Raw genomic sequence first — 13,837 nt, 5'->3', positions numbered from 1 at the left:
GTTTACTGTACTTTTTGTTTAGTACGAGAACACTAAGTGGCTTTTTTTGCTTCACTACGAATAATAGAGAAGAATAAATTAGTAGTAATTTGAAACAGTAAGGAGGATAAAGCGTGATTTCTGGTAAAACAAAACTTGCAGGTTTTTTTGCGAATCCAGCAGAACATAGTTTATCACCGCGGATGCATAATCGTGGCTTTCGATCGTGCGGAGTTGACGCGGTATATTTAGCTTTTAAAGTAGATCAAACAAATCTGGCACGAGCAATTGAAAGTATTCGAACCTTGGATATGTTAGGTGTGAATTTATCGATGCCTAACAAAACGGCAGCTATCGCTTACGTTGATGAATTAAGTCAAGAAGCACAGCTGATTGGTGCAATTAACACGATCGTTAATCAAAATGGGCAATTGATTGGGTATAACACAGATGGTATTGGCTTTGTGAAAGCAATGGAAGAAACAGCAAAATTTAAGATAAAAGATAAAAAAATAACTATTCTAGGAGCTGGTGGTGCGGCTAAAGCAATCACGGTACAAGCTGCTCTTGAAGGTGCTAGAGAGGTTGTTTTATATAAAAGAAACAATGAACGATTTTTAATGGTTAAACAGGAGTTTGAAAAAATCGGCGAGCAGACGAGTGCAATCGTGCGGGTAGTTGATTATGCAGATGAGGAACAACTCGAATATGATCTACAGACAAGTGAATTATTAGTGAATGCAACGGATATTGGTATGGGTGCAAAAGAAGGACAATCGCCTTTAGCGAATGCTGGCTATTTACATGAAAACTTATTTGTGATTGATTTAATTTATTTACCAAAAAAAACTCAATTATTAAAAGAAGCAGAAAAACGAGGTGCACCTGCCTTTAATGGCTTAGGTATGCTATTATATCAAGGTGCAACGGCTTTTCAGTTATGGACGAATCACGAAATGCCACTCGATATCATGAAAGATTTATTTGAATAAAGGGGAAAAAGAAATGATTATTATTATGAAACAAGATGCAACAGATGAACAAATTTCACAAGTCGTGAATCGTGTGAAAGAAGAAGGCTTAGCTGTTCAAATGAATCGTGGAAATGAGCAACCAATCGTTGGGTTAGTGGGTGACACTAGAAAAATTCAAGATGTGGCTTTTCAGCGATATGATGGAGTAGAAGAAATTGTTCGCATTACAAATACGTATAAATTGACTTCACGTGAATTTCATCCACAAGATACAGTTGTGGATGTGAATGGGGTAAAAATCGGGGATGGTTCTTTTGTTACCATGGCAGGTCCATGTTCTATCGAAGGCTTAGATCAAATTCGTGAAACAGCTCGGATGGCGAAAGCAGGCGGTGCAAAAATTTTGCGTGGTGGAGCATTCAAACCAAGGACCTCCCCTTATGCGTTCCAAGGGTTAGAAGAAGAAGGGTTGAAATACATTCGCCAAGCGGCCGATGAATTTGATATGCAAGTAATCACTGAAGTAATGGACGAAGCTCATATTGAAATGGTGGCACACTATAGTGATATTTTACAAATTGGCGCAAGAAATATGCAAAATTTCCGTTTACTTGAGGCTGTTGGAAAAACAGGGATGCCAATTGGATTAAAACGAGGGATTTCTGGAACCATTAATGAATGGCTCAATGCAGCAGAATATATTGCTGTCCAAAACAATAACCAGATTATTTTTATTGAAAGAGGTATTCGAACGTATGAAACGGCAACGCGGAATACATTTGACTTAAGTGCAGTCCCTTTGATCAAAAAACTTAGTCATTTTCCAATCATTGTTGATCCAAGTCATGGAACTGGTGTTTGGGATTTGGTTCCTCCAATGGCTCGAGCAGGTGTTGCTGCAGGTGCAGATGGCATGATTGTTGAAATCCACCCTGATCCGGTTAATGCGTGGTCAGATGGTCCACAGTCCTTGAACGAAAAAACGTACCTGAAGATGATGGAAGAAGTGCATATTTTAGAAAAAGCAATGAAAGACATTCGTGAATAAAAGAGCTAATGACAAAGGAAATGCAGGTGTGAACATGAGTATCCAAGTAGAGCTACCAGAACATTCTTATGAAATCGTTATTGAAAAAGGATCACTATCGAGAGTTGGTCAATGGGTGAGTGCCTTGTGGTCACCGCAAAAAATTTGCTTGATAACAGATAAAAACGTTGATTCACTTTATGCTCAGACAGTGAGTGAACAGTTATCTAACGCAGGTTACACAGTGAGCAAAGCTGTGATCGAGCCGGGTGAAGCAAGTAAAACATTCTATCAAGCAGAAAAACTATTTCAATTATTAACGGAAAAACAATTTACTAGAAGTGATGGCATCATTGCTTTAGGCGGTGGTGTAGTTGGTGACTTAGCAGGATTTGTTGCAGCAACATTTATGCGGGGGATTCATTTTTTACAAATCCCGACGACTTTACTTGCTCAAGTAGATAGTAGTATTGGTGGCAAGACAGCAGTGAATACCTCGTATGCCAAAAACATCATTGGTGCATTTTGGCAACCAGAAGGGGTATTGATTGATCCGGATACGTTGTCGACGTTATCACCAAGAAGAGTGAGTGAAGGACTTGCAGAAGTGATCAAATATGCCGCAATTGCGGACGAAAATTTATGGAAAACTTTAGTGAATATAAATGGGCGTGAGGAAATAGTTCATCAATCTGAACAAATAATTGAAGCTTGTTTGGCGATTAAAAAAGCGGTAGTCGAAGCAGATGAATTTGACAATGGACAACGACTACTCCTTAACTTCGGTCATACAATCGGTCATGCTGTTGAAAAAACTGCTGGTTATGGAAAAATTACTCATGGAGAAGCTGTTGCAATCGGAATGATTCAGTTAACCAGCGTCGCGGAAAAAAAAGGCTTAACAAAAAAAGGAACAACTGAAAGTTTGCGTAAAATGGTACGAAAATTTAAACTTCCTGAAGAAACAACTGAATGGTCAGAACATGCGTTATTTGAAGCAATCACTCACGATAAAAAAGCACGAGGGAATCTAGTGAAATTAGTTGTGCTAAATAAAATTGGTGAAGCAACGATTTTACCGACACCCTTAAATGAATTACTGGATTATTTGAAGAAGGAGGAGAAATGAGATGCGTTTTTTGACAGCCGGAGAATCGCATGGGTTAGAATTAACCGCGATTATCGAAGGATTGCCAGCAGGTCTTTCTTTATCTGTTGATGAAATTAATCTGGAATTGGCAAGACGTCAGGTTGGTTATGGTCGCGGCGGAAGAATGAAAATAGAAAAGGATCGAGTAAAAATTACTTCAGGAGTTCGTCATGGGTATACACTCGGCTCCCCAGTGACATTAGTTATTGAGAATAAAGACTGGAAAAATTGGCAAACTGTGATGTCGCCTGAACAAGTTGCCAAAAAGGATGCAACCCTTCGACAAGTGACTCGACCTCGACCAGGACATGCAGATCTTGTGGGAGGGATGAAGTACGGACATCGTGATTTACGAAATGTTTTGGAACGTTCATCTGCGCGGGAAACAGCAATGCGAGTAGCGATTGGTGCCGTTTGTAAACAATTGCTTCAGGAGCTAGACGTCTCGGTTGCTGGACACGTGTTAGCGCTTGGAGGTTTGGTCTGCGAGTTGCCGAATAACTTGACTGTAAAAGAAATCAAAGAACGTTCAGAGAATTCGGAATTACGCGTAACTGATCCAAAAGTTGAAACGGCGATGAAAGAGTTAATTGATCAGACGAAAAAAGCTGGAGATACTTTGGGCGGCGTGGTTGAAGTGTTAGTCGCAAATGTGCCAGCTGGGTTAGGGAGCTACGTTCATTGGGATGAAAAACTAGATGCGAAAATCGCCCAAGCAGTGATGAGTATCAATGCGTTTAAAGGCGTTCAGTTTGGTTTGGGCTTTGACATGGCAAACTTGCCCGGATCAAAAGTCATGGATGAAATCACTTGGAATGAAGCGCGGGGTTTTACTCGCCAGTCTGATAACTTAGGTGGTTTCGAAGGTGGCATGACTAATGGTGAAACGATTATCCTACAAGGTGTAATGAAACCAATTCCAACATTGTATCGTCCATTGCAAAGTGTCGATATCCAATCAAAAGAAGCGTACCATGCAAGTGTTGAGCGTTCTGACACGACAGCTGTTCCCGCAGCTAGTGTTATTTGCGAAAGCGTCGTAGCAACAGAGTTAGCGAAAGCATTTTTAACAAAATTTTCTGCAGATACTTGTACAGAATTAAAAGAAGCTGTTGACTTGTACCGTGAACGAATTGCTCAGTTTTAATGGGAACAAGTATTTTAGTTATGTTAGGAAGTGAAACAAAAGATGAAGTTACTGACAAATCAGACGAAGCTCCGAGGGACTTTACAAGTACCTGCAGATAAATCAATTTCTCATCGAAGCATTATGTTTGGTGCAATCAGTTATGGAGAAACCGTTATTCATAATTTTTTGCGAGCACAAGATTGTCTTTCCACGTTGCAGCTATTTCGAAGCTTAGGGGTCGAAATAACTGAGGAAGCAAATCAAACGATTCATATCAAGGGAAAAGGAATCGAAGGATTGCGTCCAAGTACCAGTCCGCTTGATTGTGGAAATTCAGGAACAACGGTTCGGCTTGTTTCGGGAATTCTAGCTGGTGCGGCATTCTCGTCAACGTTAATTGGAGATGCCTCATTGAGTAAACGACCAATGAATCGAATCATTGATCCACTGGTGCAGATGAACGCTCGAATAACTGGGACGACGGAGAAAGAGCTATTACCTCTGAAAATTGAACCTACCAATCAACTAATACCAATCACATATGAAATGCCCGTTGCAAGTGCTCAAGTGAAATCAGCTATCTTATTTGGGAGTTTACAGGCAAAGGGTACGACAAAGATTGTTGAAAAAACACCTTCTAGAAATCATACAGAAGAAATGATCCAACAGTTTGGTGGACGAATTCAGCAGTCAGGCAAAGAGATCACACTTGTTGGACCGCAAAAATTAGCAGGTTGTGAAGTAATCATTCCAGGTGACATTTCTTCGGCTGCGTTTTTTATTGTTGCAGGTTTGTTGTGTCCAGAAAGTGAAATTACACTAACGAATGTCGGCATCAACCCAACTCGAACAGGCATTTTAGATGTAGTTAAACAAATGAATGGCCAAATCAAGCTAACGGAAGAAGATCCTATTAATCAATCAGCAACAATTCAGGTGAAAACCTCTGAACTTCACGGTATCGATATCGGAGGAGCAATCATTCCACGACTAATTGATGAACTACCTGTGATTGCGTTACTTGCTTCACAAGCAAAAGGAACAACCCGAATTTATGATGCCGAAGAATTAAAAGTGAAAGAAACCAATCGAATTGATGCAGTGGCAACAGAATTAACAAAATTGGGTGCAAAAATCCAACCGACAGAAGATGGGCTCATCATTGAGGGGCCAACACCGCTCCAAATTTCCCAAAAAAATCAACAAGTTTCCAGTCATAAAGATCATCGAATTGGTATGATGCTCCAAATTGCTGCTTTGTTAGTTGAAGATGGCGAAATCGAACTAGCTGAAGCGGAAGCGGTGGCCATTTCATATCCTCAGTTCTTTAGTGATTTAGCCAAGTTAGTCCAAGGTGTGACAGATGAATAATCCAATTGTGTTAGTTGGTTTTATGGGCTCGGGGAAAACCACGATTGGCACACTTTTAGCAGAAAAACTTTCTATTTCTTTAGTGGACTTAGATGAACTGTTCGAGCAAAAATATGCGACGACGATTGCACAATATTTTGAAAAACAGGGCGAAGCACGCTTTCGTCAAGCTGAGACACTGCTACTTGAAGAACAATTGATAGATTCAAAAGCACAAGTGATTTCTACTGGTGGTGGGATTATTTTAAATCAAATGAATCGAACACTGCTAAAAAATGGTGCAACGGTTATTTTTTTGGAAGCATCAACTGTTGAACTTTATCAAAGAGTTATTCATGACCAAAAAAATGTGCGACCTTTGGCACGACAGAAAACAGTTGCTGAATTCTCAGCGCTATATCAGACTAGAAAAGCATTGTATCAAGAAGTCGCCACACTGCAAATTGAGACGACGAACAAATCACCACAAGAAATCGTGTCGGAGATCTTAACATACTGTTAAGTAGAAACTTTAGCATGATCATCGATAATCAGATAATATCCAGTAAAAAAGGTAGAGGAAAACAAGAACTTGTTTTGTTCTCCCTTTTTTTAAGAAATCGACTGAAAAAAGCAGTATTTCAAAGAAAAAATCGTTATTTTTTATTAAATTGGACTTAAGTAGCATGCTTTTTATTGTTAGGTAACGTATCCTTGAGCTATCACTAGGTAATTAGGAGGAAATACGATGAGTCGAATGGACCGTCACAATAAAAAAAATAAAGGAAAATCCTTAAAGAACCACACAGACAATCTCTTCGCTCGCCGTCAACGAAAGCAGGATATTCAGCGAGAGTCAGATCAACCTATAGGACAAAAACAAAATAATCCGTCATTTTCGAATGATTTTGATCCATCAAACAATCAGTTGAACCGACCGTTTGATGAATACAATGAATATGAGCAACTTAATCAGCAACCAACTGAGAAAAAGAAGTTTTTCCGGAAAAAGAAATCATCACAGCAACTGCCAAAAGGACGAAAAAAACGTTCATGGAAGAAAATACTTCTTGGCCTTTTCATTCTTGTTCTACTTTATTCAGGGATTTCTTTTTTTGCTGGAAAATTTATGGCTGAGCATGATAGTAGTTTAGCCAATGCGCCAGTTGAGACCTTCAACGGTGTTCAGTCTGAAAACGGTGCGAAAAATATCCTGATTTTGGGAAGTGACACAAGGGGTGAAGATGCTGGACGCGCAGATACGATCATGGTTTTACAGTTAAGAGGACCAGCTCACAAACCTAAACTTGTTTCATTTATGCGGGACAGCTTTGTTAACATTCCTGGTGTAGGCCAAAACAAAATTAATTCTGCTTATGCCTATGGCGGTGCAGAGTTAGTTCGGCAAACGTTAGCAGAAAACTTTGGAATCGAGTGTCAATATTACGCAAAAGTCGATTTCCAATCATTTGAAAAAGTAATTGATGCTTTATTTATGTTTGGCGTGAAACTAGATGCTGAGAAAGACCTGAATCTTGATGGTGTCGATATCAAAAAAGGGGTCCAAAAAATGGACGGGCATGTTTTATTGCAGTATGCACGTTTTCGAATGGATGAAGAAGGGGACTTTGGTCGTGTCAGACGTCAGCAACAGGTGATGAATGCGATTTTCAGTCAATTAAAAAATCCAATCAACCTGCTTCGAGCACCTTATGCGGCTGGGAAGGCAATTGGTTATACTTCAACAGATGTTACTGCAACATTTTTAGCAACTCATTTACTTTCGATTGGTCGTGGCGCAACAGGTATTGATCGATTAAGTGTGCCCGTTGAAGGTTCATGGGACTATGGAAACAGTGAGTATGCGGGAAGTGTTTTGGTTATTGATAATCAAATGAATCAAGCAGCAATCACCACCTTTTTAAATGAGTAATTTGGGTGAAAATAGGAACGCTGTTATCAGTCAAGCACATAGGGAAGGAATAGAAAAATCCTAGGACAAGATAGTCCTAGGATTTTTTTGCTTCTATTCGTGAAGACTTTTGCTCGTTTTACTCGTAAAGAATGCAAAAACCACGCGCAAAACGTGTGGTTCAATTTTAATTTCTAGTCTTCAAAACCACATAACCCATATGAACCTTGTGCTTCAGACAGTGGAATACTTACAACCGAATTTGCATTATTTAGACCTCGACAATTTGGATCGTAATGATATTTTCGACCAGAGTCAGGCGCAATATAAACCATTTGCTGATTTTGATTTTGTTGAGCAGCAGCTTGAGCAGCGGCAGCTTGTTCCTCAGCAATTCTGGCTTGTTCTGCTTGTTCCTCTGCAATCCGCTTAGCTTCCGCAGCAGCCTGTTCCTCAGCGACACGTTTGGCTTCAGCGGCAGCTTTTTCTTCGGCAACTCGTTGTTCTTCAGCGACACGTTTAGCTTCTGCGGCCTTTTCCTCAGCAACGCGTTTTTCTTCTTCCGCCTTTTTTTCTGCAGTGGCGATAGTCTGTTCAACCTTATTTGCTCGTTCAGTTAATGTACTGCTTCCACCGGGAATTTTTTCAATCGCTGCTAGCGCAACTTTTAGTTGCTCTCTGGTTGGTTCTTTTTCCGCTTTTTCAACTTCTTGTTGTGCATGTTTGGTTAATTTTTCTAGTTCTTTTTGCTTAGCCTTTTCTTTTGAAATCTCGGTGGTATCTTTCGTTGATGATTCACTTGTTTTTGATGACTTGGTTATGTGAGTCGAACTACTGGTAGTTTCTGTAGTTACAGCCGATCCGGTTCCACATGCACCAATAATCAGTGAAAGAGAAAAGATGATGGGAAGCAACCATTTTTTTCGCTGACCTCTTGGCATTTGTTTTAATTGCCAACCAGCTAATGCGAAGAGTAAGATACCAAGTGTCATCGAAGTGGTTATCTCCCTATTGATTACTGATTGAATGAATAAAATCATTCCAATCCCCCAAAACAACCAAGTTATCCCGTTTTTCTTTTTCATTTTTTCCTCCTAAATAATTTTTGCTCCCACTTATTGGCAGGTAGCGATAGTCGCCACTTTGTCATGTGAAAGTTATTTAAATTTGAACTTAAAATAACTTTTTTATTAAATGATTTTACTATATTATCTCTGATAATCAAACAGTTATTTGGTAAATTAAAATGACAAAATAAAAAGGATGGTTAGCGGTTACTTTTGAAAGTATTTTGCTATAAATAAAAACGGCTATTTTTCTAGTTACTAAAATCGTAAATAGAAAAATAGCAGAGTGTTCAAGGTTTAAGTTTTACAACAAAAGTTTCGTATGGACGTAAGTTAAGGTTGTCAATTGAAGAATATGTCACATTGTAATTACTAATAATTGTTGTTTCTGGTTTTCCAGAAAAGGAATAGAAGGTCTCTTGATCCGAAAAATTTGCACAGACTAACCAAGTCTCTTGTTTATAACTTCTTTTATAGGCAAAAATTGTAGGAGCAGTATTTAATAACTCATAGCTTCCCCAAATAATAATCGGATTTTTTTTACGCAAAAGAATCAGTTTTTGATACGTATAGAAAAGTGAATCAGGATTTTTTAAATTTGCTGCAACATTGATTTGCTTGTGATTAGGATTGATTGGATACCAAGGAGAAACAGGTGAGAATCCTCCAAAGATCGTATCGTCCCACTGCATAGGTGTGCGCGCATTGTCACGACCTTTGGTATTGATTGATTCAAAAATCTTTTCTTTAGCTATCCCTGCTTTTTGTTGATCTTGATAAAAATTTTGACTTTCGATATCTTGAATTTGTTTGGCGGAATAAATCGGGAAATTCGTCATACCGATTTCTTCGCCTTGATAAATAAATGGCGTCCCGCGCATCAGGTGGAGTAGGATTGCTAACATTTTCCCGCTCTCTAAAGAATAGTTTTCATCGCCCCAACGAGACAAAATCCGAGGCTGGTCGTGATTGCTCCAAAATAAACTATTCCAAGCATTTTCAGGCAGAGCTGTTTGCCATTTTGAAAGTACCTTTTTTAGTTCAGGAATACTTAACTTTTTGAGTGCCCACTTTGAGCGTCCGGTCTGCTCATCTAATGCCATGTGTTGGAATTGAAAGACCATGGAAAGTTCGTTTCTTTCTGGTGCCGTATATAATGGTGCCGTTTCAGGAGTCACACTTCCTGTCTCGCCAATAGTGACTAAATCTTTTTCTTTTAAGGCCTCATGATACATTTCTTGGAGATAGATGTGTAAGTTTGGTCCGTCACCTAAGATTTCTTTTTCAGGTTGTTTTCCAATTAAATCAATGACATCTAATCGAAAACCACCAATTCCTTTGTCGATCCAAAAACGCATCATTTTCCAAATATCTTCTCGCATATTAGGATTTTCCCAATTTAAATCTGGCTGATTTTTTGAAAATAGATGTAAGTAATAACGATTTTGCTTTTCGTTGAATGCCCAAGCTGTCCCACCAAAAAAAGACTGAAGATCATTAGGTGGTTCTTTCTGCCAAACATAATAATCTTGATACTTTTTATTTCCTTTTTCTGCTTCTAAAAACCAGGGATGCTGATCAGACGTATGATTAACAACTAAATCCATAATGATTTGTATCCCAAAAGTTTTCGCTTTAGCAATTAATTGTTCAACGTCCTTCATTGTTCCGAATTCAGCTAAAATTTCATAATAGTTATCAATATCATAACCATTATCAACATTAGGAGAGGAATAAATAGGTGATAACCAAATAGCATCAATTCCTAGTTGATGTAAGTAGGGGAGACGAGAGATGATTCCTTTGATATCACCAATTCCGTCATGATTGCTGTCTTGAAAACTCTTTGGGTAGATTTGATAAAAAACTGCTGACTGCCACCAAGGTACGTTATCTTTATTGTTTTTATGCATAAAAAGCTCCTTTCTAGTGAAACGTTTCTAGATGCTGATCAATAAAGTTTATACTATTTTATGATTCAGCTTTCATTATAATCAAAAAAATTGAGCATTCAATCCTTTTTTTCTGGAAAAAATATTTTAGAAAGCGCTTTACAAATCAAAAACAAGCTAGTATACTTCTCCCTGTAGAAACGTTTCACTAAAAATGGAGGAGTAAAAAATGAAACTATCAAAGAAAATTGGCTTATTAGGATTGACAGCTGTAATGGCACTCGGTGGATTGGCGGCATGTGGTTCAAGCAATAATTCAGCAAAAGATAGCGAAGTTTTAAATATTTGGGGAATGGGGGATGAAGTAAAGCAGTTATCAAAAATGACGGATAAATTTACAGATGAAACGGGGATTGAAGTGAAAATTCAGTCTATCCCATGGTCAAATGCGCATGACAAATTATTAACGGCTGTAGCTTCAAAGAGTGGTCCAGATGTTTTACAAATGGGAACAACTTGGATGCCTGAATTTCAAGAAGCTGGTGCATTAGCTGATATGTCAAGTTACATTGATAAGTATGATGCAATGAATCCAGATAATTTTTATGAAGGTTCTGTAGAAACGACACAATTTGATGGAAAGTCTTATGGCATTCCTTGGGCAGCAGAAACACGTGTTTTATTTTATCGAACAGATATCTTAGAGTCAGTGGGGTATAAAGAGCCACCGAAAACTTGGGAAGAATTAACGGATGCTGCGAAAAAATTAGCAGCACGTGGAGAAGATAAATATGGAATCAACATTGATTCCAAGGAACAAACGCTAGGATTCATGTTTGCACGGCAAAATGGCTCACCTTTGATTAAAGATGACCAACCAGAATTTGATCAAGCACCATTTGTTGAGAGTGTTGCATACTTGAACAATTTTATCCAAAAAGGCTATGCACCTAAACAAGATCTTGGTTTAGATGTCAGTCAAACATTTTCTGGTGATGCAATGGTTCCAATGTTCATTAGTGGGCCATGGATGGCAAAAACAGTGAAAGATACTGTTCCAGATATTGATGGAAAATGGGCAATTGCACCATTACCTAGTAAAGAAAACAATACCTCATCTATGGGCGGTTCAAACTTAACTATTTTTGAATACTCAGAGAAAAAAGATGACGCGGCGAAATTTATTAACTTTATGGCACAGCCAGATAATCAGTTAGAGTGGATGCATTTGACAGATGCACTTCCAACAGCTAAAAAGACTTGGGAAAATCCTGAACTGAAAGATGATCCAATTTACAGTGTTTTCAACGAACAATTACTTAATTCAGAACCAATGCCATTGATTACACAATTTGAAGAAATCGCACAAAACTATTTGAAGCATTTTGAACAAATCTACCTAGGTGGTCAAGATGTTCAAAAAGAAATGGATTCATTTAATCAAGAAACAGAAACTTTACTAAATAAATAGTTTATTGGCCTGAGATCAGCAGCTCGTGTCGCGATCTCAGGTCGATTTATTCAATTAAACCGGCGAAAGAATCTAATGGTTGTTTCTCAACTTTGGCAATCATGTTGGCTTTCACCATTCTAGAAAGGAAGTCCTGAAAGTGAAAAAAAGTCGAACACTTAAAGCACCTTACTTATTTATTGCACCTGCACTTCTTTTACTTTTGCTTTTTTCAATCATTCCGATTTTTGTCGCTTTTTTTATTAGTTTTACTGATATGAGCTTGGTAGGATTAGCTGATTGGTCAAAAATCAATTTTGTTTCATTCGATAACTATCAAGAAATCATCAGCGATCCAGTGTTTTTAAAAAGCATTCAAAACACGATTTTTTATGTTGTTTTAGGTGTACCATTGGTCATTGTCATGTCATTAGGTTTAGCATTGATGATTAACTTTGGAAAAAATAAAATATTTTCAGCTTTTCGAATGATTTTTTACACGCCAGCAATTACCAACGTGGTCGCTGTTGCAGTGGTGTTTAGTTACCTTTACAATCCAAGTTTTGGTTTCTTGAACTATCTGCTGTCTTTAGTACATTTGCCATCTGTGCCTTGGTTAACAGATCCAACAATCGCAAAAATCTCTTTGATCATCTTGGGGGTTTGGCGAGCGGTTGGAGCGAACATGTTGATCTTTTTGGCAGCAATTCAAGGGATTCCCAAAGAATTATATGAAGCAGCATCATTAGACGGAGCTTCAAAAAAAGCCCAGATTTTTTATATCACGATACCATCATTACGTTTTTCAACTTTCTTTGTAACGGTGACAACTTTAATCGGCTGGCTTCAATTTTTTGAAGAACCATTTGTAATGACGAATGGTGGACCACTAGATAGCACGACTTCAGTTGCGTTATTCATTTATCGTAATGGGTTCCAATTCAGTAAGTTTGGTTATGCTGCTGCAGGGTCATTCATTTTGTTTGCAGTGATTATCCTAGTTACTTTATTCCAGTTTAGAATGCAAAAACGCAATTTTGAAAATCAACTGTAAAGGTGTGACTGTTATGAATAAAGAATTACAAAGCAATCAACGAGCAAAATTTGTTATGGGTCTGGTTCTAGCAATTGGTGCGCTAGTTTGGATGCTGCCGTTTATTTGGATGTTGTTATCTTCCTTAAAAACGGATATGGAAATCATGCAATTTCCACCCAAAATCTTTCCAGAAAAAGCTAGTTTAGATAACTTTATTGAATTGTTCAATGCGTTTGATTTTACAACCTATTTGAAAAATACACTGATTGTTGTCGCCTTTTCCTTTTTAGGAATGGTTTTTAATGCCATGGCAGGTTTTGGTTTTGCTAAGTACAAGTTTAAGGGCAGAGAACCACTTTTTTATCTAGTGTTAGCCACGATGATGATTCCTGGTCAAGTGACAATGATACCCGTTTACTTAATTATGAATTCAATGAATTTAACTAATACGATGCCAGGGATCGTCTTACCCGGTTTAGTTGGCGCATATGGTATTTTCTTGTTCCGACAGTTCATGTCGGCAATTTCAAATGAATTATTAGAAGCTGCGCGTTTGGATGGAGCAAGTGAATGGTTTATTTTTACGAGAATCATTTTACCAATTTCTAAACCCGTCTTAGCTGTTCAAGGAATTGCAACGTTTATTGGTGGTTGGAACTCATTCTTATGGCCATTGATTATGGCAAGTGATGAAAAATACTACACGTTATCAGTTGGATTGCAGTTATTAAAAGGACAATATGCAAACAATTATGCGTTACAAATGGCAGGTTCTGCTTTTATGGTCGTGCCAATCATCATTATCTTTATGTTTTTACAAAAATATATTCTAGATGGGTACAATGTGTCTGGTAATAAATAGAGGAGCTTA

At 38.1% G+C, this 13,837-nt stretch carries 12 protein-coding genes; 10 read left to right on the top strand and 2 right to left on the bottom strand.

Translation table 11 applies throughout. The annotated features are described in order from the left end of the window. The first annotated feature begins 113 nt into the window (after nucleotides 1–113). The 7 genes from AC4BD1_RS06760 (at nucleotide 114) to AC4BD1_RS06730 (ending at nucleotide 7,542) form a co-directional block, all read left to right on the top strand. Nucleotides 114–971, top strand: a complete 858-nt coding sequence (locus tag AC4BD1_RS06760) for a shikimate dehydrogenase (protein ID WP_490485368.1) — start codon at nucleotides 114–116, stop codon at nucleotides 969–971. 13 nt (nucleotides 972–984) lie between these two features. Next, nucleotides 985–2,001, top strand: a complete 1,017-nt coding sequence (aroF, locus tag AC4BD1_RS06755; RefSeq protein ID WP_206908104.1) for a 3-deoxy-7-phosphoheptulonate synthase — start codon at nucleotides 985–987, stop codon at nucleotides 1,999–2,001. Nucleotides 2,002–2,035: 34 nt separating this feature from the next. After that, nucleotides 2,036–3,109 (top strand): 3-dehydroquinate synthase, encoded by a 1,074-nt coding sequence (gene aroB, locus AC4BD1_RS06750; RefSeq protein ID WP_490486024.1) that lies wholly within the window; start codon nucleotides 2,036–2,038, stop codon nucleotides 3,107–3,109. Between the two features lies 1 nt (nucleotide 3,110). Beyond that, the gene (aroC, locus tag AC4BD1_RS06745) at nucleotides 3,111–4,277 is read left to right on the top strand and encodes a chorismate synthase (RefSeq protein WP_206908102.1); all 1,167 of its coding nucleotides are present in this window, start codon (nucleotides 3,111–3,113) and stop codon (nucleotides 4,275–4,277) included. A 42-nt stretch (nucleotides 4,278–4,319) separates the two neighbouring features. After that, nucleotides 4,320–5,630: a 3-phosphoshikimate 1-carboxyvinyltransferase gene (aroA, locus tag AC4BD1_RS06740; RefSeq protein WP_490485367.1), complete on the top strand. Its 1,311-nt coding sequence runs from the start codon at nucleotides 4,320–4,322 to the stop codon at nucleotides 5,628–5,630. Further along, nucleotides 5,623–6,132 (top strand): shikimate kinase, encoded by a 510-nt coding sequence (locus AC4BD1_RS06735; RefSeq protein ID WP_206908091.1) that lies wholly within the window; start codon nucleotides 5,623–5,625, stop codon nucleotides 6,130–6,132. Before aroA ends, AC4BD1_RS06735 begins: the two co-directional genes overlap by 8 nt. 225 nt (nucleotides 6,133–6,357) lie before the next feature. After that, entirely contained in the window at nucleotides 6,358–7,542 is a 1,185-nt protein-coding gene (locus tag AC4BD1_RS06730; protein ID WP_490466124.1) for an LCP family protein, read from the top strand. A gap of 173 nt (nucleotides 7,543–7,715) precedes the next feature. Here the strand turns inward: AC4BD1_RS06730 and AC4BD1_RS06725 are convergent, their stop codons facing one another. Further along, nucleotides 7,716–8,606: a hypothetical protein gene (locus tag AC4BD1_RS06725; RefSeq protein ID WP_490485366.1), complete on the bottom strand. Its 891-nt coding sequence runs from the start codon at nucleotides 8,604–8,606 to the stop codon at nucleotides 7,716–7,718. Nucleotides 8,607–8,878: 272 nt separating this feature from the next. After that, nucleotides 8,879–10,501 (bottom strand): glycoside hydrolase family 13 protein, encoded by a 1,623-nt coding sequence (locus tag AC4BD1_RS06720; RefSeq protein ID WP_490485365.1) that lies wholly within the window; start codon nucleotides 10,499–10,501, stop codon nucleotides 8,879–8,881. Nucleotides 10,502–10,709: 208 nt separating this feature from the next. Here AC4BD1_RS06720 and AC4BD1_RS06715 point away from each other — a divergent pair, with 208 nt between their 5' ends. The 3 genes from AC4BD1_RS06715 (at nucleotide 10,710) to AC4BD1_RS06705 (ending at nucleotide 13,828) form a co-directional block, all read left to right on the top strand. Then, nucleotides 10,710–11,951, top strand: a complete 1,242-nt coding sequence (locus AC4BD1_RS06715) for a sugar ABC transporter substrate-binding protein (protein ID WP_490485364.1) — start codon at nucleotides 10,710–10,712, stop codon at nucleotides 11,949–11,951. 139 nt (nucleotides 11,952–12,090) lie between these two features. Then, a complete protein-coding gene (locus AC4BD1_RS06710) occupies nucleotides 12,091–12,984 on the top strand; it encodes an ABC transporter permease subunit (protein ID WP_206908083.1) in 894 nt (297 codons plus the stop codon). A 13-nt stretch (nucleotides 12,985–12,997) separates the two neighbouring features. Further along, nucleotides 12,998–13,828 carry a carbohydrate ABC transporter permease gene (locus AC4BD1_RS06705; RefSeq protein WP_206898053.1) on the top strand — a complete coding sequence of 277 codons (831 nt, stop codon included), beginning with the start codon at nucleotides 12,998–13,000 and terminating at the stop codon, nucleotides 13,826–13,828. Nucleotides 13,829–13,837: the final 9 nt, after the last annotated feature.

The organism is Enterococcus sp. DJ147D b (genome assembly GCF_058216655.1).
The sequence above is the reverse complement of the archived record's forward strand: the minus strand, read 5'-3'. Positions and strand labels throughout refer to the sequence as shown.

What these genes read in the sequence shown, in the direction of transcription:
- aroF (WP_206908104.1), top strand. Translation starts at nt 985, where the DNA reads ATGATTATTATTATGAAACAAGATGCAACAGATGAACAAATTTCACAA.
- aroB (WP_490486024.1), top strand. Translation starts at nt 2,036, where the DNA reads ATGAGTATCCAAGTAGAGCTACCAGAACATTCTTATGAAATCGTTATT.
- aroC (WP_206908102.1), top strand. Translation starts at nt 3,111, where the DNA reads ATGCGTTTTTTGACAGCCGGAGAATCGCATGGGTTAGAATTAACCGCG.
- aroA (WP_490485367.1), top strand. Translation starts at nt 4,320, where the DNA reads ATGAAGTTACTGACAAATCAGACGAAGCTCCGAGGGACTTTACAAGTA.
- AC4BD1_RS06735 (WP_206908091.1), top strand. Translation starts at nt 5,623, where the DNA reads ATGAATAATCCAATTGTGTTAGTTGGTTTTATGGGCTCGGGGAAAACC.
- AC4BD1_RS06730 (WP_490466124.1), top strand. Translation starts at nt 6,358, where the DNA reads ATGAGTCGAATGGACCGTCACAATAAAAAAAATAAAGGAAAATCCTTA.
- AC4BD1_RS06725 (WP_490485366.1), bottom strand. Translation starts at nt 8,606, where the DNA reads ATGAAAAAGAAAAACGGGATAACTTGGTTGTTTTGGGGGATTGGAATG.
- AC4BD1_RS06720 (WP_490485365.1), bottom strand. Translation starts at nt 10,501, where the DNA reads ATGCATAAAAACAATAAAGATAACGTACCTTGGTGGCAGTCAGCAGTT.
- AC4BD1_RS06715 (WP_490485364.1), top strand. Translation starts at nt 10,710, where the DNA reads ATGAAACTATCAAAGAAAATTGGCTTATTAGGATTGACAGCTGTAATG.
- AC4BD1_RS06705 (WP_206898053.1), top strand. Translation starts at nt 12,998, where the DNA reads ATGAATAAAGAATTACAAAGCAATCAACGAGCAAAATTTGTTATGGGT.